Origin of the sequence: Actinoplanes sp. CA-051413 (assembly GCF_050955795.1) — a bacterium.
GTDB lineage: Bacteria > Actinomycetota > Actinomycetes > Mycobacteriales > Micromonosporaceae > Actinoplanes.
In genome coordinates this window covers 3,994,403-4,017,371 of sequence record NZ_CP192100.1, presented here as the reverse complement: position 1 = coordinate 4,017,371, position 22,969 = coordinate 3,994,403, and the positions used below count along the sequence as shown (strand labels likewise).

Genomic DNA, 22,969 nt, shown 5'->3' with positions numbered 1-22,969 from the left:
CACCCAGCGTAGAGGCGGGCGGTGCCCGGGTCAGCGCACACCCCCACGGCGGATCCTCGCCTCGGCGTCGCGGAGGACGCGGGGCACCAGCATGCGGTGGACGGCCGAGCACGGCGGCCAGACGACACCGGCCGGATGCCGCCGGTAGTGCACGAAGGTCACCAGCGACACCCGGCCGGCGCCGGTCTCGACGAGCAGGTTGGCGGCCAGGAACCAGGACGCCGCCTCGAGGCGGATCCAGTCCTCGCCGTGCCCGCCGATCCGCCAACCGGCCACGGTGGCCGGCGAGGCGTGCCGGCTGAGGCGCAGACCCAGCACCCCGCGCCAGATAAACACCTCCGCCGGGCTGGGGACGTCACCGAACATCGCGCGGGCCCACTGCTCCGGCGACGCCCGCACGTCGGTGGCGAGAGCGAAGCGGTCGGCGTAGTCGATCTCCGGCACCGAGCTGAGCGTGCGGACGGATTCGGGGATGTGCATCTCACGATCTCCGTTCTTCTATACGGTACCGTATATTCGCAGGCTAACCGATGTATACGCTGGCGTATAGACAGAGTGAGGAAGCTCGTGGGCGCGACTCGTACGACCCGGGACAGGTGGATCGAGGAAGGTCTGGCGGCGCTGGCGACCGGCGGCCCGGACGCGGTCCGGGTCGAGGCGCTGGCCAAGCGGCTCGGCGTCACCAAGGGCGGGTTCTACGGATCCTTCGCCGACCGGGACGCGCTGCTGACGGCGATGCTCGACACGTGGGAACGGGAGAGCACCGACGAGGTGCTGGCGCGCGTCGAGCGTGAGGGCGGCGACCCGCGGACCCGGATCCGGCGCGCCGGCGTGCTCACCTTCTCCAGCGGCCGGCTGCTCCCGATCGACCTGGCGGTCCGCGACTGGGCCCGGCGCGACGAGGCGGTCGCCGCGCGCCTGCGTCGGGTCGACAACCGGCGCATGGCGCTGCTGCGCGAGATGATCAGCACCTTCTGCGCCGACCCCGAGGAGGTCGAGGCCCGCAGCCTGCTGGCCTTCTGCGTGGCGATCGGCGAGCACTTCCTCGCCGCCGACCACGGCGACCGTACCCGGGCCCAGGTCCTCGCCCGCGCCGCCGACCTGGTGCTCGACCGCTCCCGCGAGGATCCGGGTCACGGCCCGTCACCGGTCAGGTGATGTCACGGCGCACTGTCGTCACGACCGCGGCCACCGCGAAGGCCAGAGCGTATCCGGCCAGGGCGAGCCCGGCCTGCCACTGCGGCGGGCCGTCGACGGCGGTGGGCAGCCGGTCCAGCGCGGAGCCCAGCGCGAACGGCAGCCACCGGTCGGCGTCCCCGACGAGCTGCCCGACGATGCCCTCCACCAGGGTCAGCCAGGCCAGCGCGACGGCGACCGCGCCGAGCAGGTTGGTCACCAGCGCCCCGACGCCGACACCGATCGCGGCGAAGGCGGCGTTCCAGCCGATGCCGCCGAGCACCGTGCGCCACAGGTCCCAGGACGAGAGGTCCAACGAGGAGCCTTTGGCGGTGAGCCAGACGGCGGTGGTGATCAGCGCGGTGAGGGCGGCGGCCACCCCGAAGACGACGCCGGCCGCGGTGTAGACGCCGAGCTTGGCCAGCACGACCCGATAGCGCCGCGGGGTGGCGAGGTAGGCGTCGCTGATGGTGCGGTGCCGGTACTCCCCCGCGACCGCCATGATGCCGAGCACCAGGGTGAACAGCGAGACCAGCCCGATGTGGGCCACCGCATCCCGCTGCGCGGCGGGTGAGACGACGTCGTCACGGCTGACCATCAACCCGGTGACCCCGGCGACGATGACGAGCTGCGCCGCGCCGAGCAGCAGCCAGCCGCTGCGGACCGTACGCAGTTTGCGGAACTCGGCGGCGAGGATCATCGGGTGCTTCCTTCCAGCTCGGTGGTCAGGCGCAGGAAGGCCGACTCCAGGGTTTCGCCGCCGGCCGACAGCTCGGCGAGCGGCCCGGCGAAGCGCAGCACCCCGCCGTTGACGATCAGGACCCGGTCCGCGCTCTGGGCCACCTCGGCCAGGATGTGACTGGACACCACGACGGTGCGGCCCTGATCGGCGAGCTGCCGCAACAGCGTGCGCAGCCAGGCCAGCCCGGCCGGATCGAGGCCGTTGCCGGGCTCGTCGAGGATCAGCACGCGCGGGTCGCCGATCAGTGCCGAGGCCAGGCCGAGCCGCTGACGCATGCCCAGCGAGTAGCCGCTGACCCGGCGCCCGCCGTCCGCGGTCAGTCCCACCTCGTCCAGCACCGCATCGACCCTGGTCGCGGGCAGCCCGGCCAGCTGCGCCTGGATGAGCAGGTGGTCGCGAGCGGTGCGGCCGGGGTGGAAACCGGACGCCTCGAGCAGGGCGCCGACGACCCGGCTCGGTCGGGGCAGCTCGGCGTAGGGACGCCCGTCCACGGTGGCCGTGCCGGCGGTCGGCCGGACCAGGCCGAGCAGCATCCGCAGGGTGGTGGTCTTGCCGGCCCCGTTGGGGCCGAGGAAGCCGGTCACTCCCGGCCCGAGATCGAAGCTGAGATCGTGTACGGCGGTCACGGCGCCGAACCGTTTGGTGAGTCCTCGGACGGACACGTCGGTCATCGCAGTCCCTTCGTGGTGAGCGCAACGACACCGACTCTCGCGCCCGGCGCCCCCGTTCTCGTCGCCTCAGCGGGGCATCTTCGCCGTACCGCGGGCGCGGTATGCCGCTGATGCCGCCACGAGGGGAGGCGCCGGGACGCCGGCCGGCCGTACGGTGTGGCCATGCACGTCATCGCCCACCTGCGGCGGGTGGCTCAGGCCCGCCCGCACGTCGCCGACGCGGCGATCGCGGCCCTGGTGTGGGTGGCGGCGTTGCTGACCACCGCGGGGCCGCACCATCTGCGCGGGTTCACCCCGTTGCTGCTGGCGACGGTCGCGTGCGTGGTGCTGGTGGTGCGGCGGCGCTGGCCGTACCCGGTGCTGCTGGTCAGCACGGTGGCCGCCGAGCTGTTCCTGGCCCACCAGCCGGGGACCGGCGACACCCTGATCCTGGCCGCGCCGCTGGTCGCGCTCTACACCGTGGCCGAGAGCAGCGACCGCCGGCGGTCGCTGCTCGTCGGCGGGCTGCTGGTGCTCGCGCTCGGCGCGTTCCACACGGTCGGGGCGCCGGCGCGCTGGCTCGGACCGGAGAACGTCGCCCTGGCCGCTCTCGGCGGTCTCGCCGTGGCCGCCGGTGAGGCGTCGCGCAACCGGCGGGCCTATCTGGCCGAGGTGTTGCTGCGGGCCGAGGACGCCGAGCGCGACCGGGAGGCCGAGACCCGGCGCCGGCTCACCGAGGAACGCCTGCGCATCGCCCGCGACCTGCACGACAGCGTCGGCCACCACCTCGCGCTGATCAACGTGCAGGCGGGCGTCGCCCGGCACGTGCTGACCGACCAGCCGGCCCCGGTACGCGAGACGTTCGACCAGATCCGGCAGGGCAGCCGGGCCGCGCTGGACGAGCTGCGCGACACGGTCGGACTGCTGCGCCGGCCGGAGGAGGTGAGCGCGCCCGTGGAGCCCACGGTCGGCCTGGCCGCGCTCGACGACCTGTTGAGCTCGTTCACCCGCTCGGGTCTGCAGATCGTCTGCGACCGGCACGGCGACACGACGCACCTGTCCTGGGCCGCGGACGTGACGGCCTACCGGGTCGTGCAGGAGTCGCTGACCAACATCTGCAAGCACGCCGGCCCGGTGGAGGTCCGGCTCAGCCTGCGGCGCGAGCGGGAGATGCTGACGGTGATCGTCGACAACGACGGCCCGCCGGCGACCGGGCCGGTGGTGACCGGGCCGGCCGTCACCGGGCACGCGGTCACCGGGCCCGCGGTCACCGGGCCCGCGGCGGACGTGCACGGCATCATCGGGATGCGGGAACGGGTGGCGGCGCTCGGCGGCACCCTGCTGGCCGGCCCCCGGGCCACCGGCGGCGGCTTCCGGGTCACCGCGGTCCTGCCGGCCGGGCACCCGGCGTGACCGACCAACCGATCCGGGTGCTGCTCGCCGACGACCAGCCGCTGCTGCTGGCCAGCTTCGCGACGCTGATCGCCGCCACCGCGGGCATGTGCGTCGCCGGTACGGCCCGCACCGGCACCGAGGCCGTCGCCCTGGCCCGCGCGGCGCGCGCCGACGTGGTGCTGATGGACATCCGGATGCCGGAGCTCGACGGGCTGGCCGCGACCCGGCTGATCACCGCCGACGAGGACCTGGCCGGGGTCCGGGTGCTGATCCTGACCACGTTCGAGATCGACGAGTACGTCTTCGCGGCGTTGCGCAGCGGCGCCAGCGGCTTCCTCGGCAAGAGCGCGGAGCCGGAGGAGTTGCTGCACGCCATCCGGGTCGTCCACCGCGGCGACGCCCTGCTGACCCCGGCGGCGACCCGCAGCCTCATCGCCCGCTACCTGTCCCGTCCCGAACGCAGCGGGGAGATCCCCGCGCACCGGCTGACCGGGCTCACCGAACGGGAGCGGGAGGTGCTCACCCTGGTGGCGTCGGGACTGTCCAACAGCGACATCGCGGCGCACCTGACGCTGAGCCCGCACACGGTCAAGACGCACATCAACCGCACGATGATGAAGCTGGGCGCGCACGACCGGGCCCAGCTGGTCGTGCTGGCGTACGAGAGCGGCCTGATCAGACCGGGCGGAGCAGCCTGCTGAGTGGCCTGACCCGGCGGAAACGGCCGAGGGTCGCCGGACCGGTCCGGCGACCCTGGGCACGGGCTGGGGAAGCAATCGCTTAGCACTGCCTCCAGGCGAAGTGGTAGGTGGTGGAGATGCTGCCGTCGGTGGAGTCCATGGTCAGGAAGCTGGCGTCGGTCGAGGTGCCCTTGGCGACCCGCAGCTCGGTGTTGATGTTGAGGTTGCGCAGTTCCCCGCACGGGTGCCAGACGACCGCGGCGACCGGAACCTCGTCACTGGCGAACCAGTTGTCGTCCAGGGGCGCGGTGACCGGGTGGTTGGTGAAGGTGCTCTGGCTCATGCCCTGGAAGTAGTAGTTCGCCCGTTGCGTGGCGGTGGCACCGCGCTGGAGCAGGCCGTACCCGCGGTAGTCCACCTTGGTGATCGCGAAGGTGAAGCCCTGGGGCACGTGGACCAGCACGTTGAGCTGGCAGTTCTTGCGGCCTTCGGTGGTGGCGATGCCCGGGCCGGCCTGGGCCAGGTACTCGCTGTAGATGGCGGTGAAGGCGGTGTTGTCCGGTGAGACGGCGACGTCCGCCGTACCGGGCCGGCAGCCGGACCCGGCCATGGCGACCAGGTCGATGACGATGTGGTCGGACGGCGGGTCCTCCAGCGGGTTTCCGGCGGAGGCGGGCGAGGCCGCGGTCAACGAGGCGGCGAGCAACGCCAACACCGCTCCCCCGCGCACCAGCAATTTACGCATGGAACTCCCTTCGAGTAACGACGACAATGCACACGCGGGACCGATGCTATGGGCGGACATTGAGAAACGTCAATGAAACATTGTCAGGTCGCATTGTGCGGTAATTGGGAGGCGTCATACAGGTGGTTAGGTGTTTACGCGTGACCGCTCAAAGCCGCACACCACATCTTCAGGATTATTCGGGCGGAAGTCCCTGCCGAATTACCCGGAATATCCGTCTACCTGGGCACCTGCAGCATGCATATCCCATCCGAACGGGGACGGCGGATCATCAACTCAGATAGATGAACACCAATACTTGTCTGGAGCATGACAGCTGACTAACATTCCCTACCGAGCGCCGTCCGACCGCGTTTAGCAGTTCAGGGTTTAATATTGGAAGCCTTCCAGAATGCACCGTCAGAAACGAGAGGAATACCATGATCAAGAGCCTCGTCGGCGTAAGACATACGGCTCTCGCCGTCATCGGCACAGTTCTTACGCTGTCGCTGTCCACGCCGGCGCACGCCGAGGCCGCCGCCGTCCCGGACGGCAACGTCACCTTCGAGGTGATAGCCGCCAACGGGTCGGGGTGCGCACCCGGCACGGCCACGGTGATCGCCGACTCCGACAAGACAGGCTTCCGGATCAGGTACCACGACTTCGTGGCGGAAGCCGGCGGCAGCGCCGACCCCACCGACCGTCGGAAGAACTGCCAGGTCGGCGTCCTGGTCACGGTGCCGGCCGGCTGGACCTTCGCCGTCGCCGAGGCGGACTACCGGGGCCGCGCCCGGCTCTACTCCGGCGCGACCGCCCTGCAGCGCACGAACTACTACTGGCAGGGATCGTCGGTCAACAACAACAACGACGAGACCTTCACCGGCCCGCTCAACGGCTTCTGGGCGACCAAGGACGTGGCCCCCGTGCTGGTCTACGCCCCCTGCACCGAGCAGCGGGTCCTGAACGTCAACACCGAGCTGCGGGTCGACCCCGGCACGTCGAGCGGCCGCAGCAGCATGTCGATGCGGTCCAGCGAGGGCGACGTGGACACCCTGTTCAACTTCAGCTGGATCCGGTGCTGATGCCGTAACGAGCTGCCCCGGCACCTCAACCGGTCACGAAGGACTCCCCCCGGAATCCTTCGTGACCGCGGCTCACTCCGGCAGCTGCCACAGCTCGCCGGTGCCGATCAGGAAGACGTCACCACCGACGGCCACTGTGCGGACGGCGTCGCTCGGGCCGTACGCGGTGATCGTCATCCGGCTCGGGCGGCCGGCGAAGCGGCCCTGCCGCAGGGTCGCCGGGACGCCGTCGGCGAGCCGGCCGCGCCGGCGCAGATAGGCCGCCACGCAGCCGGCGGCACTTCCGGTGGCCACGTCCTCGACGATGCCGTCGTTGTTCCAGTGCCGCCCCTCCAGGCCGGCCACGTCCAGCAGGTAGGCGAACTGCGCGCCGGCTCCGGCCAGCGGGGCCTCGAGGTCTTCGGTGATCCGGGCGCGGGCCAGAGCATCGGCCCGTACCGGCAGGATCAGGTAACGCAGCCCGGTGCTGACCACCTCGGCGGGCAGGCCGGTGGCGAGATCCTCGGGACGCAGCGAGAACAACGGAAGCAGGCCCGCCACCTCAGGAGCTCCGAGGAAGTCCGGGGCGCCCTGCTCCAGCACACCGGCGTACCGCCCGGAGGAGTGCCGCCGGGTCGTGACCCGGACCGTGCGGGCCGGCAGCCGCAGCGTCCAGGTCTCAGTGTCGGCCGTGCCGTGCAGCGCGTGCAGCACACAGGCCGCCCCGACCACCGGATGACCGGCGAAGTCGAGCTCCTCCAGCAGATCGAAGACCCGGGCCACCCAGCCCTCGCCGTCGCGGGTCAGGAAGATGGACTCGAAGTGGCGCAGCTCCCGGGTGATCGCCGCCATCTGCTCGCCGGCGAGACCGGCGGACTCCGCGAAGACCGCGAGACTGTTGCCGCTGTACGCCCGGCTGCCGAAGACGTCGACGTGGTGATAGCGCAGCCGGTCCGGATCACTCGGTGGAGTCACCCGGCAAAGTCTCGGCGGTGCGGCGCGCGAAGTCGAGGCCGCCGAGCCGGTGCACGGTGGCCGGGTCGGAGAACACGACGATGCGGGCGATCCCCGTCGCGGTCGGCGTGATCATGCCGACCCCGAAGGCCTGGTACGAGCCGTCGGCCGTGCGGTGCCAGGCGGCGAAGCCCGCTTCCCCGTTCAGGTCGGCCGGCCGCATGCGCCACTCCCCCGGCGAGCCCAGGGCCTGGTGCGCCAGGTACCGCAGGCAGGTCTTCTTGCCGGAGTACCAGCTGCGCACCGGTACGGCTTCCAGCACCGCATCCGCCCGCAGCAGCCGCTCGATGGCGCCGATGTCCGCGGCCTCGAAAGCGGCCAGATATCCGCGCAGCAGCTCGCGCGCCCGCGGATGGCTGGGCTCCACCACGTCGTCCATGCTCGGCGTGACCTCCTCGATGCGGCGCCGGGCCCGCTGGAGCAGGCTCTTCACGGCCGGGGTGGTGGTGTCGAGGCTCCTGGCCACCTCGGCCGCGGGCCAGGCCAGCACGTCCCGCAGGATCAGTACGGCCCGCTGCTTCGGCGGCAGGTACTGCAGGCTGACGATCAGGGCCAGCCGGATCGAGTCGCGGGAGATCACCGTCGCCTCCGGGTCGTCGGGCGCGGCGGCGAACAGCGCGTCGGGCACCGGCTGGATCCACCTGGTGCCGGGATCGCCGAGCACGGACGGCGCGTACGGGTCGTCGCTGGGCGCTCCGAGCCCGGACGGCAGCACGCGGCGCTCGCGGTGCTGCAACGCCGTCAGGCAGGCGTTGGTCGCGATCCGATAGAGCCAGGTACGCAGCGACGCCCGCCCCTCGAAGCCGCCGTAGGACTTCCAGGCCCGCAGGTACGTCTCCTGCACCAGGTCCTCGGCGTCGTCAACCGAACCGGTCATCCGGTAGCAGTGGGCGAGCAGCTCGCGGCGGAAAGCCTCGGCCCGGGCGGTGAACTCGTCATCGGCGGCCCCGCTGTCCCTGGTGCTCGGCATTTGTCGTCCTCCCGTACCGGTGGTTGGCCGCGAGCGCGCACTCCGGCCCAGAGTGACAGACCGCCCGGCCGGCCCGAAGGAATCGGATGTAAAACTTTTTAGACATCGTGTCAAAGATTTGCTACCTTCTTCCATGTCAAACATTCTGTACATCGAAGGGGGCCGGTCGTGACGCACGAGGAGAAACGCGCGTGGATCAGGCTGGTGGTGGCCGTCCTCGGCTACGCCGCCTACGTGGCCGTCATCGCCGGTCGCGTCGACGGGCGCCCGCTGGCCTCGGTGCCGTACGCGGGCATTCTGCTGTGGACGGTCGGCGCCGCCATCGTCACCTCGATCATCGCCGAGATCGCGATGGCCGTGGGCAACCCGCGCGCCTCCCGCCTCAAGGACGACCGCGACCGCGAGATCGGCCGGCTCGGTGAGCATGTCGGGCAGTCGTTCGTCGTCATCGGCGCGGTCGCCGCGATGCTGATGGCGATGGCCGAGTGGGCGCCGTTCTGGATCGCCAACGTGATCTACCTGTGCTTCGTGCTGTCGGCGGTCCTCGGCGGCATCACCAAGGTCATCGTCTACCGCCGGAGCCTGCCGCAATGGTGAAGCCGACGCAGGTGACCAACAGCATCCGCGCGCTGCGCTTCGCGCACGGCGAGATGACCCAGGCCGAGCTGGCCGACCGGATCGGCGTGACCCGGCAGACCCTCATCGCCATCGAGCAGGGGCGCTACTCGCCCTCGCTGGAGATGGCCTTCCGGATCGCCCGGGTGTTCCGGGCGCCGCTCGACAACGTGTTCCAGTATCCCGACGACCCCGAGGAGAAACCGTGAAAGCCATCGCCCAGGACGGGTACGGCTCAGCCGACGTCCTCCAGCTCCGCGACGTCGACCCGCCGCCGGTCGGCGACCGGGAGGTGCTCCTAGAGGTGCGCGCCGCCGGGGTCGACCCGGGCGTGTGGATCTTCATGACCGGCCGGCCGTACGCGGCGCGCCTGGCCTTCGGACTGCGCCGGCCCAACGTGGCGGTGCGCGGCCTGGACGTCGCCGGCGTGGTGACCGCGGTCGGCGCCCGGGTCACCCGCTTCCGGCCGGGTGACGAGGTCTACGGCACCTGCGGGACCGGCTCGTTCGCCGAGCAGGCAACCGCCAAGGAGGACCGGCTCGCCCTCAAACCCGCCGCGATCTCCTTCGAGCAGGCGGCGGCGACCCCGGTCTCCGGCGTCACCGCCCTGCAGAGCCTGCGCGACGGGGGCGTGCAGGCCGGCCGGCGGGTGCTGATCACCGGTGCGGGCGGCGGCGTCGGGACCTTCGCGGTCCAGCTCGCCAAGGCGTACGGGGCGAGCGTCACCGGCGTGTGCAGCACCGGAAAAGCCGACCTGGTCCGGTCGCTGGGCGCCGACGGCGTCATCGACTACACCCGGCACGAGGTGGACCGCGACGGACCGGTGTACGACGTCATCATCGACACCGCGGGCAACCGGCCGCTGTCACTGCTGCGCCGGGCCGCCACGCCGCGCGGCACGATCGTGCTGGTCGGTGGCGGGCACGCGCAGGGCCGGATCATGGGCGGCTTCCAGCGCCAGATGGCCGCGCCGCTGCTCTCGCCCTTCATGAGCCAGCGCCTGCGCGGCGTGACCGCCCGGGTGCGCGCCGAGGAGCTCGCAGAGCTGAGCCCGCTGCTGGAGTCGGGCCAGATCACGCCGGTGATCGGCCGCAGCTATCCGCTGGCCGAGGCCGCCGGGGCGATCCGCGACCTGTCGGCGGGCCGCTACCCGGGCAAGCTCGTCGTCACGATCTAGCAGCCGGACGGCACGCTCGACAGCTCCCGCCTCTACCAGGGACGGGGCTGGCACATCTGGAACAACCCCGGCGACACGCCGACGCTGCGCAGCTCGTCGGACCGCGTCTACGACACGTGCAAGTGGACGAGCCGCGGCACCGGCGCGACGAACTGCGGTCCCCTCGGCAACACCGCCGTCGAACCCAAGCCGCCGGCTCCCGCCCCGCCCACGACCCGGCCGGCTCCCACCAAGCCCACGACACCGCCGACCACTATGCCGGCCCCCACCACCCCGACGCCGCCGGCAGGCGATCCCACGACCCCGCCGCCCGTCATCGGCTGAAGCCTCACTGCTGCCCGGCGCGGCGGTGGAACCTCGCGGTCAGGCCCTGCGGTGTCAGCAGACCGCCGAAGTCCGGGGTGCCGCCGTTGCCGGGCGCGATGCTCACGTCGTACTCCCGCACCAGCCAGAAGGTGCTCAGCACCAGCTGGATCATGCCCAGCTGCGTCCCCACGCAGACCCGCGGCCCCGCGCCGAACGGCAGGTAGGTGTGGCGTTGCAGCTGGGCCCGCGGCTCCAGCCACCGCTGCGGGTCGAAGGCCTCCGGGTCACGCCACCACCGTTCGTCGCGGTGCAGGGCGTACAGGCTGAACAAAACCTGGTCCCCCCGGTCGAGCCGCCACTCGCCGAGGGTGGTTGCCCGCCGCGCGGTCCGGCCGATCAGCCAGGTCGGCGGGCGCAACCTCAGCACTTCTTTGACAAAAGCCTCCGTGTACGGCAGTGAAGTCGTCGACGGCGCCACCTGGGTGTCGTGGGCCGCGGCCTCCTGCTCGACTGCACGCCGCACCTCCGGGTACGCCACGAGGTCGTGCACGATCCAGGTCAGGGCGGCCGCCGGGACGCCGTACGCGGCCAGCATGATGCCCCGGATCAGCCGCTCGACCTGCAGGTCGCTGAGCGCGGGCGCGTCCGCGGCCAGCAGCACGTCGAGCAGGTCCGGCGCGGTGTCCGCCGCGGGCGGGCCGGCGGCCTTGCGCCGGCGCACCACCTCGGTCATCGCCGCGACGGTGGCCTCCCGCGCCCGGACGAAACGCCGCACCCGGCGCGACGGCCACCACTGCGGCACCATGTAGGAGCTGCGGGACAGCGGGTCCAGCGCTTCGGTGTTCTCCGCGATCACGGCGGGCAGGCCCTCGGCGTCGCGGCTGACGCAGAAGTCGGCGATCGCCCGGCCGAAGTAGTCCTTCATCACGGCGAGCACGTCGACGTCGCCGGGCCCGGCCTGCCGCAGCGAGCGGTCGAAGATGGCGCGCAGCCGCAGGGCGTGCGCCTCGGCCACCGTCCTGTTCAGGCCGCGCCAGCCCCGGCGCCGCGCGCTCATCCACAGCTCCGCGCCCGCGGCGGTCTCCTCCTCGTCGGTGCGCACCGCCAGCGGCACGGTCTCGGCCAGGAAGTCGTCGTTCGTCCGGCTGAGAATGTCGTGGATCAACGCCGGATCGGCAATCACGACGGTACGCGGATCAAAGGAGAATACGTCGCCGTATTCGCGCCGGCACCGTTCCAGAAATGCGACACGGTCCTTGTCGTAATCGACGACGTTACCGAAGAATCGATGGCCGCGCGGACCCGGCGGCCGGACGAGCGGAGCAGGGACAGTCGTCATGCGGAACCCCCTTGGCGCGGGCCGGCGGGCGGGGTGCACCCGCCGGCACGCTGCTTCCCGACGAGCCGGACGCCATACTTGCCGAACGTCCAGTACAGGTACAGGCCGCCCATGCGGGTCCGGCCGAAGAGCCGGGCAGTCAGGTGCCTCGCGTACGTCTTCATGGTTTCCTCCCGTGTCGACAGGGCGATTGCGCGGCGTGCGGAATCGCGTCCGACGTCTCCGTCGCGACCTCGATCAGCGTAGGGAAGACGGCCGGAACGGTCGCCCGCAGAACCGGCAATTGTCATCATCTGAACAAGCGTTCAGGTGCGTGTCACGGCATTACCCATTTAGAGCAGTCGATTCAAAAAGCGCGTTCGGCGTAGTGCAGGACCTCCTGGACGAGTCGCTTCGTCGGGTCGCCACTGAGTGAGTAGTAGACGTGGCGGCCACGGCGTTCCCGCCGTACCAGCCGGGCGTCGCGCAGGAAACGCAGGTGGTGGGCCACTCCCGTGACATCCGTATGCATCGCCTCGGCCAGCACGGCCGGCGTGGACTCCCCCGCCTGCAACAGCACGAGGATGTGCAGCCGGTGCTCGTACGCCATGGCCCGCAGGACGGCGACTGCCCGTTCCAGAGCGACTTCCATCTGGTTCACGCCGGCACCGCACGGCCGGGGATCCGGACCAGCAGTGACGACAGCAGCAATGTCGCGGTGGCCACCAGCGTGATGCTCGCCCCGGCGGCCAGGTTCCACCGGCTCGAGACGTACAGGCCGCCGAGGCCGCTGAGCACGCCGAACGCCATGGCCAGCGCGGTGATGACCGGCAGCCGGTGTGACCACATCCGGGCCGCCGCGGCCGGGGCGACGATCAGGGCGAGGGCGAGGATCGTGCCGACGGCCGGGACGACGGTCACCACGACCACCTCGATCGTGAACAGCAGCACCGCGTCCCAGGCCGTGGTGGCGAAGCCGGCCGCCCGGGCGCCGGTGCGGTCGAAGCCGGTGAACAGCAGCGGGCGCGCGCCGATCGCGAGGACGCCGGCCACCACGAGGAGCACCACCGCCGTCAGCACGAGGTCCTGCGGGCTCACCGTCAGCACCGAGCCGACCAGGAAGGACGACAGGTCGCGGCTGAAGCCGTTCTGGGTGGCGACGAGCCCGGCACCCAGGGCGAAGCCGCCGGAGAGCACCACGCCGGTGGCCGCGGCCGCGTTCTGGCCCTGGCGGCGGCTCAGCGCGGCCACGCCGAGGGCCACGACGGCGCCCGCCGCCACGCCGCCCACGAAGATGTTGACGCCGATGATCGACGCGGCCACCACCCCGGGGAAGGTCGCGTGGGTCAGGGCCATCGTGAAGAACGACAGCCGCCGCAGCACGACCTGCACACCGATGAGTCCGGCCAGCGCGCCGACGAGGATCACCTCGGCGGTGGCGCGGTGCAGGGCGTCATCCCACCAGTTCATGACAGCACCGGCCGGCGCAGCCGGGCCCGGAGCAGACCGACGGGCAGGAGGATCAGGTACGCGGCCACGAGCAGCAGCACCACGGTCGAGGCGGACGTCAGGTTGATCCCGTGGTCGACGGAGGCCGTCCAGCTCAGCAGCAGTCCCCCGTAGCCGGCCGCGAGAATCAGCACTGTGCCCAGCAGAGCCATCGCCGCGAGGCGGTGAGTCAGCATGCGCGCCGCCGCGGCGGGCACGATCAGCAGGGCCACGACCAGGATCGTGCCGACCGCGCGGACCGCGGCGACCACCACCAGGGCGACCAGCACATTGAGCCACAGGTCGAGCCAGCCGATCCGATATCCCGCGGCTGCGGCCCCGGCCGGATCGAACGTGCGGAACAGCAGCGCCCGCGCGCCGAGGGCGAGCAGAGCGAGGATCACGACCGCGAGGACCGCGGTCTCGGCGATCTGCCGCGGCGTCACGGTCAGGATCCGGCCGAACAGGAACGTCGTCAGGTCATTGGTGTACGACGAACGGCGCGACACGAGCGCCACCCCGATCGAGAACATCGCGGTGAGCACGACGGCGGTGGACGCGTCGTCGGACAACGCCCCGCCCCGGGTGAGCAGGGTGAGCACGACCGCGGTGAGCACGGCGGCGATCAGGGCGCCGGCGAAGATGCCCTCGACGCCGCCGGCGAGGAAGCCGATGACGACGCCGGGGAAGACGGTGTGGGTCAGCGCGTCCGAGACGAACGACAGCCGGCGGGCGAAGACGAAGACGCTGACCGGACCGCAGACGATCGCGAGCAGGGCCAGCTCGGCCAGGGCGCGGCCCATGAACGGCGTGGTGAAGGGCGCGATCATGTCTCGACCAGCACCGTACGGCCGTCGGCGAGATCGACCGCGTGGCCGCCGTACGTGCGGCGCAGCGGCCCGGCCGTGAGGATCTCGCCCGGCGGGCCCACCGCCCATTGCCGGCCGTTGAGCAGGCAGACCTGGTCGGCCAGGTCGCGCGCGACCGTGAGGTCGTGGGTGCTGAGCACCATCGCGGTGCCCGCCGCGGTCAGCTCGCGCAGCACCGCCACGATGGCTTCCTGGCTGATCGCGTCGACGCCGTTGAAGGGTTCGTCGAGCAGCAGCAGCCGCGGCTCGGCGGCGATCGTGCGAGCGAGCAGCACGCGCTGGCGCTGCCCGCCGGAGAGCAAGCCGAACGGCCGGCCCGCCCGGTCGGCCAGGCCGACCCGGTCCAGCGCCTCGCGGGCGATCCGGCGGTCGGCGGCGCGGGTGGGCCGCCACCAGCCGATGCGCCGGTACCGGCCCATGAGGACGACCTGGGCCGCGGTGACGGGGAAGCCGGCGTCCAGGGTGTCCAGCTGGGGCACGTAGCCGGTCAGGCCGCGGGCCTGGGCCGGGGCGCGGCCGAGCACGGACGCCGTCCCGCCGAGCACCTGGGCCAGCCCCAGCACGGCCTTGATCAGAGTGGACTTGCCGGCGCCGTTCGGGCCGACCAGGACGAGGCGCTGCCCGACCGGCAGGTCCAGGTCGACGTGGGTCAGCACGGGCGTGCCGCGGTAGCCGGCGGTCACGCCGGAGAACCGCAGGGCGGCGCCGGCCACCGCGACATCGCTCATGTCAGCCGCCCAGTGCCGCGACGATGACCCGGGTGTTGTGCTCCTCGGCGCCGAGGTAGGTGCCCTGCGGGGTGCCGGGTGCGCCGAGGCTGTCGCCGTACAGGGCGTCCTCGCCGCCGACCACCTTGACGCCGGCCTGCTTGGCGATGGCCTCGGCGGTCTTGGGCGGCAGCGAGCTCTCGGTGAAGATGGCCCGGGTGCCGGTCGCCCTGATCTTGGCGACCAGGCCGGTGAGCTGCTGGGCGGACAGCTCGGCCGAGGTGTCCAGGCTGGGGATGACCGAGCCGACGAACTCCAGCTGGTACCGGTCCACGTAGTACCCGAAGGCGTCGTGGTTGGTGACCAGCTTGCGCTGGGCGGCGGGCAGCTCGGCGAAAGCGGCCTCGTTGTCGGCGTCCAGTTTGTCGAGCTTGGCCGCGTAGGCGGTGAGGTTCGCCGCGAACGTGGCCGCGTGGGCCGGGTCGGCCGCGGCCAGGCCCTTCCCGATGCCGGTGACCATGATCTTCGCGTTGCGCGGGTCGTGCCAGATGTGCGGGTCGTGCTCCTCGTCCGCGTGCCCGGTCTCGGCCTCCCCGCCCTCCTCCTGGCCGCCCTCGCGCAGGGTCACGCCCTGGCTGGCGTCCACGACGGTGCCGCGGAAGCCGGAGGACTCGATGGTCTGGTCGAGCCAGGCCTCGAGGCCGACGCCGTTCTTGACGACCAGCTTCGCGGCGCCGACGGCCTGGATGTCGGCCGGCGTGGGCTCGTACTCGTGCGGGTCGACGTTGGGCTTGATGAGCTGGGTCACGGTGACGTCGGCGCCGCCGATGGTGCGGACGAAATCGGCGACCTCGGGGGTGGTGGCGACCACGGCCAGCGACGCGGTGCCGCCGCTCGCACCGGCAGAGCCGCATCCGGCGGCGAGCAGGACTGCCGCGGCGGCCGCGGCCACAGCCAGTTTCCGGGGGGTTCGGTTCATGATCAACGCTCCTGTCGGCAAGAACCGGAACGGTAATCGTTTTCACTAAGAATCGTCCAATGGCAAAGTGACCATGCGATCCCCACCAGCACGGAAACCGGGCTGCGGGCCCGTCGTCGCGTTGCTAGCGTGCTCCGACAACAACGGGGCGGTACGGGGATGAACGAGATGAACTGCTCGACGTGTGGCGTCCGGCTCACCCACGCCGGTCAGGGCCACCGCTGCGCGGGCGGCACGGTGCCGGAGGTTCCGCTTCCGCTGCGGTGGCGGATCGCATGGTGGGCGCTGCTGCTGCTCACCGCGGCCCTCGGCACCCGTTCCCTGACGAAGGCCGCGATCGCCGCCGAGGTGCTCGAGTCGTCCGGCAAACAGATTCCCGTCGTGCTCTCCGCTGCCCTGGCGGCTGCCCTGGTGGTGACGTTCGTGGTCTGGGCCCGCCTCACCAAGAGCATCGTCGAAGCCCACGGCGGCACGATTGCCGTGGTCCGCAACCGGGCGATGTCCGGCGCGGCGGTCCTCGTCGTGGTGTCCCTCGTGCTGTCGTCGGACACGGCGGCGTTCCACCTCGTCCGGGTCGCCGCCGCCGCACTGTTGCTCGTCGGCGTGGCGGTCGCACGGACGAAACTTCAGTCGTGGCTCACCAGTGCGGACCCGCCGGTCGGCGCCGGAGCTGAGCCGGTGGCGGCGCCGTCGTGGAACGGCTTACCGTCCCCCGAGCCGCGGCCGGAGGACTGGGACGCCGGACGCTGGGACCCCGAGATCCAGGCCGACATAGAACGCCGGCGTCGTCGCGAGTCGGCTGAGTAAAAGTTGGCATCCCTGGTAACGAATTTTCCTCCCGGTACCCCGTACCAGTCGAAGACGCCGGCACTCAACGCCGGCGTGGCCGTCGGGAGGGGTGCATGGACAAGGTCGACTGGTCAACACTCGTGGAGTGGGCCGCCCGGGCGGTGACGACGGCATGCGCTTGGCAGGCAGCCACTCGAACGCGCCGACGGGACCCGTACGCGGAGGCGGCGTGGGCCTTGAGCCGTCGCCGGCCGCAGGGCGGACATGCTTCTGGCACGCTCCCGGACGGCACGACGTGGCACCTGCGCATCGCCCCGGAGGGAACGCCTTGCGATGAGCGGTGACCAGACCGGCACGGCCGGAAGCTTCGTTGCGTTCAACATGGGCCGGCTGCACCGGTACGCCCAGGGCAAGCTCGCCCAGTACCGAGTGCCGTCCGGCCGGTTGCAGGCGGACGACGTCGTCAACCACACGATGGCCGAGGTCCTCGAGCGCTGGGAGGACATCCATCAGCCCCAGCGCTACATGTACGTCGTCGCCCGCCGCTTCGTCCTGCAGGCGGCCCACGACGCCGGCCGCTTCACCCATGATCCGACGACCGTGGATCAGCCCGCGGACTTCGATCAGCTGGCTCCGGACGAGATGACCTGGACGTCGAACCGGACTCTGCCGCCCGTCGAAGATCAAGCGTGCGGAAAGGTCGTCGCCGACGAGCTCAGAGCAGCGATGGACGTGCTCACCGATCAGCAGCGGCGCGCCGTCGAGTTGGTCGACATGAGCCGGCGATCACGGACCGACAGCGCCGCCGCGATGGGGGTGACGCCCGGAGCCGTGTCCGCTCATCGCGCCCGGGCCCTCAAGCGGTTACGAACGCGGGTCATCCACCTGCAGGACGCGTTGTACGGCTTGGTCGTCCTGCTGATCGTGGTGACCGGACTGACGTGGCACTGGCTTGTCCGCCGCAGCGAGCCGGGTTCGGGCTTCGTGTCGATCGGTCCGGACTGGTTCACGTCACCCAGTAGCGGGTGGATCATCCCGGTCGACGTTGACCAAGCGATGGTCTTCGGTCTGCTGACAGCGGCCGGTCTGCTCCTCGCGACCCCGGCGGCGTGGCGGGCCTTACGGAACAGCGCGCGCGATCGATGACCACGTATTCGCAGGCCGCTTCACAGGCGGACGACCTCGCCGCTGCGGCGGGCCCGTTCGGCCGCCCACACCACCCGGTGGCTCGCCAGGCTCGCGGCCGCGTCGGACGACACCAGATCCGGGTCGCCCGCCGCGACCGCGGCCAGGAACGCCTCCACCAGCCCCTCGTCGCCACCGCCGTGACCGTCCGAGGCGGACGGACCGCCTGCCTCGGCCGAGTTCAGCGTCGTCTCCGCGCCCGTGCGGAAGTCGACGTGACGCAGCGTCCGGCCGTCGCCGTCGAGGTAGCCGTGGGTGCCCATCAGGCGGGTGTGGCGGTGCTCCATCGGGGTGAAGGCACTCATCGTGAACGAGCACGTCGCACCGCCCGCGAACTCCATCGTCACCACCTGGTGGTCGACCACGTCGTTGTCGGCGGTGTAGACACAGCGGCCGTACGGGCCGGTGCGCAGCGCGTGCAGCACCGCCTGCTCGGTGGGCTCCGGGGTCACCGCGCCGAGCGGCCAGAAGTGCTGCTCCGGGTCCGCGAGCGCGCCGAGGTAGAGCCGCTTCGCCGAGTACGGGCACACCGGCTCGACCGGGCAGTCCAGGCACCGGTCCGCGGCCCCCTCCGGGCGTTGCTCGGCGCGGAAGTGGGTGCGGCTGCCGAACGAGCTGATCCGCTCGGGCAGGCCACCGAAGAGGTGCACCAGCCAGTCGATGTCGTGGCACGACTTGGTCAGCAGCATCGGCCCGGACTCGTCCTCCCGGCGCCAGTTGCCGCGGACGAACGAGTGCGCGTGGTGCCACCAGCCCACCGGTTCGAGGTGCTCCACGGCGACCAGCCGCCCGATCCGGCCCTCGTCCAGCAGCCCCTTCACCAGCTTGGTGTACGGCGTGTACCGCAGCACGTGGCACACAGCGAGGATGACGCCGTTGCGGACCGCCGCCGCGGCGATCTGGGCCGCCTCGGTCTCGGTCGGCGCCATCGGCTTTTCCAGCAGCAGGTGGTAGCCGAGGTCGGCCAGGGCCACGGCCGGGGCGAGGTGCAGGCGGTCCTGGGTCGCGACGATCGCGGCCTCGGCGAGCCGGCCCGCGGCGGCCAGCTCCGTCCAGTCCGCGTAGACCCGGTCGGCGGGGATCTCGAACTCGGCCGCCACACTCGCCCGGCGGCGTGGATCCGGCTCGGCGACCGCGACGATTCGGCCCTGACCGGTGGCCACGGCGTGCCGGGCGTACGTCTGACCGCGCAGCCCGGCCCCGACGAGAGCGAGAGTGACCATCTAGCGCGCCGCGGTGGTGGTCGCGGTGAGCAGGCGCAGCGCGCCGTCGACCGTGGTGGCCATCGCCGTGCGCGCCGAGGCCAGATACCGGCGCGGATCGACCAGGGCGGCGTTGCCGTCCAGCGACTCCCGGACCGCGCCGGTGAAGGCGCTGTTCAGAGCCGTGCCGATATTGATCTTGACCATTCCGCCGCGGACCGCGGCGATCAGCTCGTCATCCGGTACGCCGGAAGAACCGTGCAGCACCAGCGGCACCGGCACCGCCGCCCGCAACCGAGCGATCAGGTCGTGGTCCAGCCGGGCCGTAGGGCTACGCATCGCGTGCGACGATCCGACCGCGACGGCGAGCGCGTCGACCCCGGTGGCGGCCACATAGGCAGCGGCCTCGACCGGGTCGGTCCGTACGCCGGGCGCGTGCGCACCGTCCTTGCCGCCGACCTCGCCCAGCTCACTCTCGACCCACAGTCCCTGCGCATGGCCCCGCCGCACCGCGGCCGCGGTGGCGCTGACATTCGCGCCGTAGCCCAGCTTCGACGCGTCGTACATGACCGAGCCGAAGCCGTTGGCCGCCGCCTGGTCGAAGAGCTCGTCGCTCTCCACGTGGTCCAGGTGCAGACCCACCGGCACCGTGGCCGCCTCGGCGATGGCCCGGGCGGCCGCGGCGATCGGGGCGAGCCGCCCGTGGTGGAAACGCACGGCGTTCTCGCTGATCTGCAGGATCACCGGCAGGCCGGCCCGCTCGGCGCCGGTGACGATGGCCTCGGCGTGCTCGACGGTGATGACGTTGAACGCGCCCACGCCGCCGCCGGCGGACCGGGCCCGGGCGACGATCTCGCCGGTGGGTGTGTACAAGGTGGATCCCCTCTCAGGCCGCGCTGACCCGGACGGCGGGCAGCAGGCGGCGGTAGGTGTCCTCGTCGATGCGACCGGCCAGCGGCGCGGCGACGGCCGCGGCGGACAGGGCGATCGCGTCGGCCAGCAGGTGCGGCCAGGGCGTGCGGTCCCGCAAACCGCGGGCGAGGGCGGCGACGACGGCATCGCCCGCGCCGGTGGGATTCCCGGCGAGCCGCTCCGGGGGTACGCCGCGCCAGGCGCCCTGCCCGGTGAGGGCGAGCAGGCCGAGTGGCCCGTGGGAGACGACGACGGCCCGGGCCCCGTGGTCCAGGGCCACCGTCGCGTCGGCGACCTCGCGCCCGCTCGGTGCCGCCCGAGTGGCGCCCAGTGCCCCAGCCGGGCCGGGCTGCGAGGTGTTCCGGGTCGCGGCCATAACGGGCCGCGGGGCTGCCAGCAGGGCGGCGAGCTCGGCGGCGTTGGGTTTGGCGAGGTCGGGACCGGCGGCCAGGCCGTGCCGCAGTGCCTCGCCGCTGGTGTCGAGAACCGTGGGCACTCCGGCCGCTGCGGCGAGACGGATCAGGGTCGCGTACCCGTCGATCGGGACGCCCGGCGGGAGCGAACCGCTGAGCGCCACCACCGACGCCCGGGCCAGCAGCCCGCCGAAGTGGTCGGTGAAAGCGGCCCACTCCCCCGCCGTGACCCGTGGTCCCGGCTCCCAGAACCCGGTCGCGTCGTCCCGGTCGGCGACCGCGACCGTGCGGCGGGTCTCGCCCGCGATGGCCACGAACGCGGCCGGCACCCCGACGCCGGCCAGCAGCCCGGTGACCCGGTCACCGGTCGGGCCACCCAGCAGGCCGGTCGCCAGCACCGGCTCGCCGAGCGCGTGCAGCACCGTGGCCACGTTGAGCCCCTTGCCGCCGGGCCGCTCGGCGACCGTCGTGACGCGGTGGGTGCCGTGCGGCACCAGCGCGTCGACCTGGTACGTGAGGTCGAGCGCCGGGTTCAGAGTGACCGTGACGATCATCGGCTCAGCAGGACTGGTAGACGTAGGTGCCGCTGCCGGGCGCGGTGACGTCGACGTCGCGGCGTACCACCGAGACGCTCGCGCCGACCGCCGTGCAGGCCTTCTTGAAGGCGCCGCTGGTGTATTCGATGACGATCAGGTTGGCGCCGTACACCTCGGTGTAGGCGTCGCACTCGCCGTACCGGCCGCATTCCTCGGCGATCGCGAAGTCGAGCCCGGCGGCCTTGCCCCGCCCTTCGAGGGTGGTCGTGTTCTTCTGGGCGATGGCGAGCCCGGCGCTGTGCGCGTGCGGGGCGAGCAACCGCAGGTACGCCACCGCCTGGTCCCGGGTGAGCAGGCCCGCGAACCGGTCGTACGTGTCGATGTTGTCCGGCTCCACCGCCTGGAAGCCCTTGGCGGCGCACCCGTCGATCCAGCCGTTGACGATGGCGGCCAGCGCGGTGCGCTTGGCCGGGGTGCGGATGTCGAGCACCATCTCGTCCCAGGCGCCGTCGATGACGTACCGGCCCGTGGCGTCGCGCAGCAGCAGGTCGTCGTGGTGCTGCTGCCACCAGGTGGCCTCCTGCGGCTGCACCTGGAAGGCGTTGACGTAGCAGATGTTGTAGAGCCCGGCGGCCGGCGCGGCCTCGCGGTCGCGGCTGACGACGCGCACCCCGGCGGGCGGGGTGTAGGCCTGGCCGATCTGGTAGTCGAAGGTGGCGTTGACCGGCGGCAGCGTGTAGGCCGCGGCGATCCGGGCGGTGGTGCCCGCGTCAGCGTGCAGGGTGAACCCGACGGCGACCGTGAGGGCGGCCGCTCCGGCGACGATCCAGCGGCGAACGGTACGGGTGATCACGACTGAGACTCCCGGCGATGCTCAGGGATCTGCCCCGCCTCGGGTGCGGTGCCGCCACCCTGGCGCAGGAGGTGCCGGACTGGGTACCGGCTGGGCTCGATCGTTGTCAGCGATTCAACTGATCGAACGCACAGGTGTCAATAGTCGTTTGTGCGCGTATGGTGCTGTCGGGCCGCTTGCCAGGGGCATAAAAGGGCAAGTGCGCAATTCAGATTGTTCATTTGGACAGTCGTCGAGGCAGCGGAGGACTTCATGGACGTGCTCGTGGTGGGCGACGCCAACCCGGACCTGGTGCTGCGTGGCGACGTACGCCCGCGCTTCGGCCAGGCCGAGCAGTTGCTGACCGGCGCGGACCTGGTCCTCGGCGGTTCCGCGGCGATCACCGCGGCCGGCTGCGCCCGGCTGGGCCTGACGACGTCGCTGCTGACCGCGATCGGCGACGACGTGTTCGGCGACATCACCCGCGAGCGCCTCACCGAGCGGGGCGTGACGCTCATCCAGCCGCGTACGGCAACCGGGCTGCCGACCGGGCTCAGCGTGATCCTCACCCCGCCCGAGGACGACCGGGCGATCCTCACCCTGCCGGGCACGATCCCCACGCTGCGGCCGGAGGACGTCACCGACGAGCACCTGGCCGCGACCCGGCACCTGCACGTGGCGTCGCTCTACCTGCAGCCGCAGCTGGCGGCCGGGCTCGCCGGGGTGTTCGAACGCGCCCGGGCGCGCGGGGTCGGCACGTCGCTGGACACCAACTGGGACCCGGCCGAGAAGTGGGAGTCGATCGCGGACGTGCTCGCGCACACCGACGTGTTCCTGCCCAACGCCAACGAGCTGCGCGCGGTCACCGGGGAGCAGGACGTCGAGGCGGCCGCGGCCGGCCTGGTCGCCGGAGGCACGACCGTGGTGATGAAGAACGGCGCGGCGGGGGCCCGGGCGTGGTGGCCGGGCGGCGAGGCCAGCGCGCCGGGCCGGGCGATCGACGTGGTGGACACGACCGGGGCGGGCGACAGTTTCAATGCTGGGTTCCTGGCCGGGCGGCTTGCCGGGCTGCCGGTGGCCGAGGCGATCCGGTGGGCGGCCGCGGCCGGGTCACTGAGCACCCGGGCCGCCGGCGGGACCGCCGCCCAGGCCACCCGGGACGAGCTGGACTGACCAGGCCGCGCCTCGCGCAGCCCGCCACGCCTCGCCCAGGCACCGGCGTCTTAAAT

Annotated in this window: 27 protein-coding genes; 10 read left to right on the top strand and 17 right to left on the bottom strand. The window is 72.0% G+C overall.

What is annotated here, in order from left to right:
- Positions 1-30 precede the first annotated feature (30 nt).
- Positions 31-480, bottom strand: a complete 450-nt coding sequence (locus ACQP2Y_RS18745; RefSeq protein WP_433729938.1) for a hypothetical protein — start codon at positions 478-480, stop codon at positions 31-33.
- An 87-nt stretch (positions 481-567) separates the two neighbouring features.
- On the opposite strand from ACQP2Y_RS18745, the gene ACQP2Y_RS18740 reads away from it, so the two are divergent.
- On the top strand, positions 568-1,158 hold the full coding sequence (locus tag ACQP2Y_RS18740; RefSeq protein WP_433729936.1) for a TetR/AcrR family transcriptional regulator: 591 nt from the start codon (positions 568-570) through the stop codon (positions 1,156-1,158).
- On the opposite strand, the gene ACQP2Y_RS18735 is transcribed toward ACQP2Y_RS18740, so the two are convergent.
- A complete protein-coding gene (locus ACQP2Y_RS18735) occupies positions 1,151-1,876 on the bottom strand; it encodes an ABC transporter permease (RefSeq protein ID WP_433729934.1) in 726 nt (241 codons plus the stop codon). The two genes, ACQP2Y_RS18740 and ACQP2Y_RS18735, sit on opposite strands and share 8 nt — an antisense overlap.
- Positions 1,873-2,589 carry an ABC transporter ATP-binding protein gene (locus ACQP2Y_RS18730; RefSeq protein ID WP_433729932.1) on the bottom strand — a complete coding sequence of 239 codons (717 nt, stop codon included), beginning with the start codon at positions 2,587-2,589 and terminating at the stop codon, positions 1,873-1,875. The genes ACQP2Y_RS18735 and ACQP2Y_RS18730 overlap by 4 nt, the downstream gene beginning before the upstream one ends.
- 162 nt (positions 2,590-2,751) lie before the next feature.
- Between ACQP2Y_RS18730 and ACQP2Y_RS18725 the strand changes: the two genes are divergently transcribed.
- Both ACQP2Y_RS18725 and ACQP2Y_RS18720 read left to right on the top strand, forming a co-directional pair.
- Positions 2,752-3,981, top strand: a complete 1,230-nt coding sequence (locus ACQP2Y_RS18725) for a sensor histidine kinase (protein WP_433729930.1) — start codon at positions 2,752-2,754, stop codon at positions 3,979-3,981.
- Complete coding sequence (locus ACQP2Y_RS18720) at positions 3,978-4,664, top strand: response regulator (RefSeq protein ID WP_433729928.1); 687 nt, start codon at positions 3,978-3,980, stop codon at positions 4,662-4,664. The genes ACQP2Y_RS18725 and ACQP2Y_RS18720 overlap by 4 nt, the downstream gene beginning before the upstream one ends.
- A 79-nt stretch (positions 4,665-4,743) precedes the next feature.
- On the opposite strand, the gene ACQP2Y_RS18715 is transcribed toward ACQP2Y_RS18720, so the two are convergent.
- The gene (locus ACQP2Y_RS18715) at positions 4,744-5,388 is read right to left on the bottom strand and encodes a DUF4360 domain-containing protein (RefSeq protein ID WP_433729926.1); all 645 of its coding nucleotides are present in this window, start codon (positions 5,386-5,388) and stop codon (positions 4,744-4,746) included.
- Between the two features lie 419 nt (positions 5,389-5,807).
- Here ACQP2Y_RS18715 and ACQP2Y_RS18710 point away from each other — a divergent pair, with 419 nt between their 5' ends.
- Positions 5,808-6,449, top strand: coding sequence for a DUF4360 domain-containing protein (locus tag ACQP2Y_RS18710; protein WP_433729924.1), 642 nt, complete (start codon positions 5,808-5,810; stop codon positions 6,447-6,449).
- A gap of 72 nt (positions 6,450-6,521) precedes the next feature.
- Here the strand turns inward: ACQP2Y_RS18710 and ACQP2Y_RS18705 are convergent, their stop codons facing one another.
- Both ACQP2Y_RS18705 and ACQP2Y_RS18700 read right to left on the bottom strand, forming a co-directional pair.
- Positions 6,522-7,403, bottom strand: a complete 882-nt coding sequence (locus ACQP2Y_RS18705; protein WP_433729922.1) for a PhzF family phenazine biosynthesis protein — start codon at positions 7,401-7,403, stop codon at positions 6,522-6,524.
- Positions 7,387-8,412 (bottom strand): RNA polymerase subunit sigma-70, encoded by a 1,026-nt coding sequence (locus ACQP2Y_RS18700; RefSeq protein ID WP_433729920.1) that lies wholly within the window; start codon positions 8,410-8,412, stop codon positions 7,387-7,389. Before ACQP2Y_RS18700 ends, ACQP2Y_RS18705 begins: the two co-directional genes overlap by 17 nt.
- Before the next feature lie 168 nt (positions 8,413-8,580).
- On the opposite strand from ACQP2Y_RS18700, the gene ACQP2Y_RS18695 reads away from it, so the two are divergent.
- From ACQP2Y_RS18695 to ACQP2Y_RS18685, 3 genes are read left to right on the top strand one after another with little or no spacing between them, the layout of a single operon-like run.
- On the top strand, positions 8,581-9,009 hold the full coding sequence (locus tag ACQP2Y_RS18695; RefSeq protein WP_433729918.1) for a hypothetical protein: 429 nt from the start codon (positions 8,581-8,583) through the stop codon (positions 9,007-9,009).
- Positions 9,003-9,236, top strand: coding sequence for a helix-turn-helix transcriptional regulator (locus ACQP2Y_RS18690; protein ID WP_433729916.1), 234 nt, complete (start codon positions 9,003-9,005; stop codon positions 9,234-9,236). The genes ACQP2Y_RS18695 and ACQP2Y_RS18690 overlap by 7 nt, the downstream gene beginning before the upstream one ends.
- Positions 9,233-10,204, top strand: a complete 972-nt coding sequence (locus tag ACQP2Y_RS18685) for an NAD(P)-dependent alcohol dehydrogenase (RefSeq protein WP_433729914.1) — start codon at positions 9,233-9,235, stop codon at positions 10,202-10,204. Before ACQP2Y_RS18690 ends, ACQP2Y_RS18685 begins: the two co-directional genes overlap by 4 nt.
- Positions 10,205-10,532: 328 nt before the next feature.
- Here the strand turns inward: ACQP2Y_RS18685 and ACQP2Y_RS18680 are convergent, their stop codons facing one another.
- The 7 genes from ACQP2Y_RS18680 to ACQP2Y_RS18650 form a co-directional block, all read right to left on the bottom strand.
- Entirely contained in the window at positions 10,533-11,849 is a 1,317-nt protein-coding gene (locus ACQP2Y_RS18680) for a cytochrome P450 (RefSeq protein WP_433729912.1), read from the bottom strand.
- Complete coding sequence (locus ACQP2Y_RS18675; RefSeq protein ID WP_433729910.1) at positions 11,846-12,013, bottom strand: hypothetical protein; 168 nt, start codon at positions 12,011-12,013, stop codon at positions 11,846-11,848. Before ACQP2Y_RS18675 ends, ACQP2Y_RS18680 begins: the two co-directional genes overlap by 4 nt.
- Before the next feature lie 182 nt (positions 12,014-12,195).
- On the bottom strand, positions 12,196-12,480 hold the full coding sequence (locus ACQP2Y_RS18670; RefSeq protein ID WP_433731993.1) for an ArsR/SmtB family transcription factor: 285 nt from the start codon (positions 12,478-12,480) through the stop codon (positions 12,196-12,198).
- 5 nt (positions 12,481-12,485) lie between these two features.
- Positions 12,486-13,298, bottom strand: a complete 813-nt coding sequence (locus ACQP2Y_RS18665) for a metal ABC transporter permease (RefSeq protein WP_433729908.1) — start codon at positions 13,296-13,298, stop codon at positions 12,486-12,488.
- Positions 13,295-14,146 carry a metal ABC transporter permease gene (locus tag ACQP2Y_RS18660; protein WP_433729906.1) on the bottom strand — a complete coding sequence of 284 codons (852 nt, stop codon included), beginning with the start codon at positions 14,144-14,146 and terminating at the stop codon, positions 13,295-13,297. The genes ACQP2Y_RS18665 and ACQP2Y_RS18660 overlap by 4 nt, the downstream gene beginning before the upstream one ends.
- Positions 14,143-14,913, bottom strand: a complete 771-nt coding sequence (locus tag ACQP2Y_RS18655; protein ID WP_433729904.1) for a metal ABC transporter ATP-binding protein — start codon at positions 14,911-14,913, stop codon at positions 14,143-14,145. Before ACQP2Y_RS18655 ends, ACQP2Y_RS18660 begins: the two co-directional genes overlap by 4 nt.
- Position 14,914: 1 nt before the next feature.
- Entirely contained in the window at positions 14,915-15,871 is a 957-nt protein-coding gene (locus tag ACQP2Y_RS18650; RefSeq protein WP_433729902.1) for a metal ABC transporter substrate-binding protein, read from the bottom strand.
- Between the two features lie 159 nt (positions 15,872-16,030).
- On the opposite strand from ACQP2Y_RS18650, the gene ACQP2Y_RS18645 reads away from it, so the two are divergent.
- Together ACQP2Y_RS18645 and ACQP2Y_RS18640 are read left to right on the top strand one after the other, a co-directional pair.
- Positions 16,031-16,678 (top strand): hypothetical protein, encoded by a 648-nt coding sequence (locus ACQP2Y_RS18645; RefSeq protein WP_433729900.1) that lies wholly within the window; start codon positions 16,031-16,033, stop codon positions 16,676-16,678.
- A 315-nt stretch (positions 16,679-16,993) separates the two neighbouring features.
- Positions 16,994-17,806 (top strand): sigma-70 family RNA polymerase sigma factor, encoded by an 813-nt coding sequence (locus tag ACQP2Y_RS18640; protein ID WP_433729898.1) that lies wholly within the window; start codon positions 16,994-16,996, stop codon positions 17,804-17,806.
- A 20-nt stretch (positions 17,807-17,826) separates the two neighbouring features.
- Here the strand turns inward: ACQP2Y_RS18640 and ACQP2Y_RS18635 are convergent, their stop codons facing one another.
- Genes ACQP2Y_RS18635 through ACQP2Y_RS18620 form a run of 4 tightly spaced genes read right to left on the bottom strand, consistent with a single transcriptional unit; the run spans position 17,827 to position 21,761 of the window.
- Entirely contained in the window at positions 17,827-19,068 is a 1,242-nt protein-coding gene (locus ACQP2Y_RS18635) for a Gfo/Idh/MocA family protein (RefSeq protein ID WP_433729896.1), read from the bottom strand.
- Positions 19,069-19,920 carry a class II fructose-bisphosphate aldolase gene (locus tag ACQP2Y_RS18630; RefSeq protein ID WP_433729894.1) on the bottom strand — a complete coding sequence of 284 codons (852 nt, stop codon included), beginning with the start codon at positions 19,918-19,920 and terminating at the stop codon, positions 19,069-19,071.
- 13 nt (positions 19,921-19,933) lie between these two features.
- Positions 19,934-20,926 carry a 1-phosphofructokinase family hexose kinase gene (locus ACQP2Y_RS18625; protein WP_433729892.1) on the bottom strand — a complete coding sequence of 331 codons (993 nt, stop codon included), beginning with the start codon at positions 20,924-20,926 and terminating at the stop codon, positions 19,934-19,936.
- 4 nt (positions 20,927-20,930) lie between these two features.
- Positions 20,931-21,761: an endo alpha-1,4 polygalactosaminidase gene (locus ACQP2Y_RS18620; protein ID WP_433729890.1), complete on the bottom strand. Its 831-nt coding sequence runs from the start codon at positions 21,759-21,761 to the stop codon at positions 20,931-20,933.
- A 252-nt stretch (positions 21,762-22,013) separates the two neighbouring features.
- Here ACQP2Y_RS18620 and ACQP2Y_RS18615 point away from each other — a divergent pair, with 252 nt between their 5' ends.
- A complete protein-coding gene (locus tag ACQP2Y_RS18615) occupies positions 22,014-22,913 on the top strand; it encodes a carbohydrate kinase family protein (RefSeq protein ID WP_433729888.1) in 900 nt (299 codons plus the stop codon).
- The last annotated feature ends 56 nt before the right edge of the window (positions 22,914-22,969 follow it).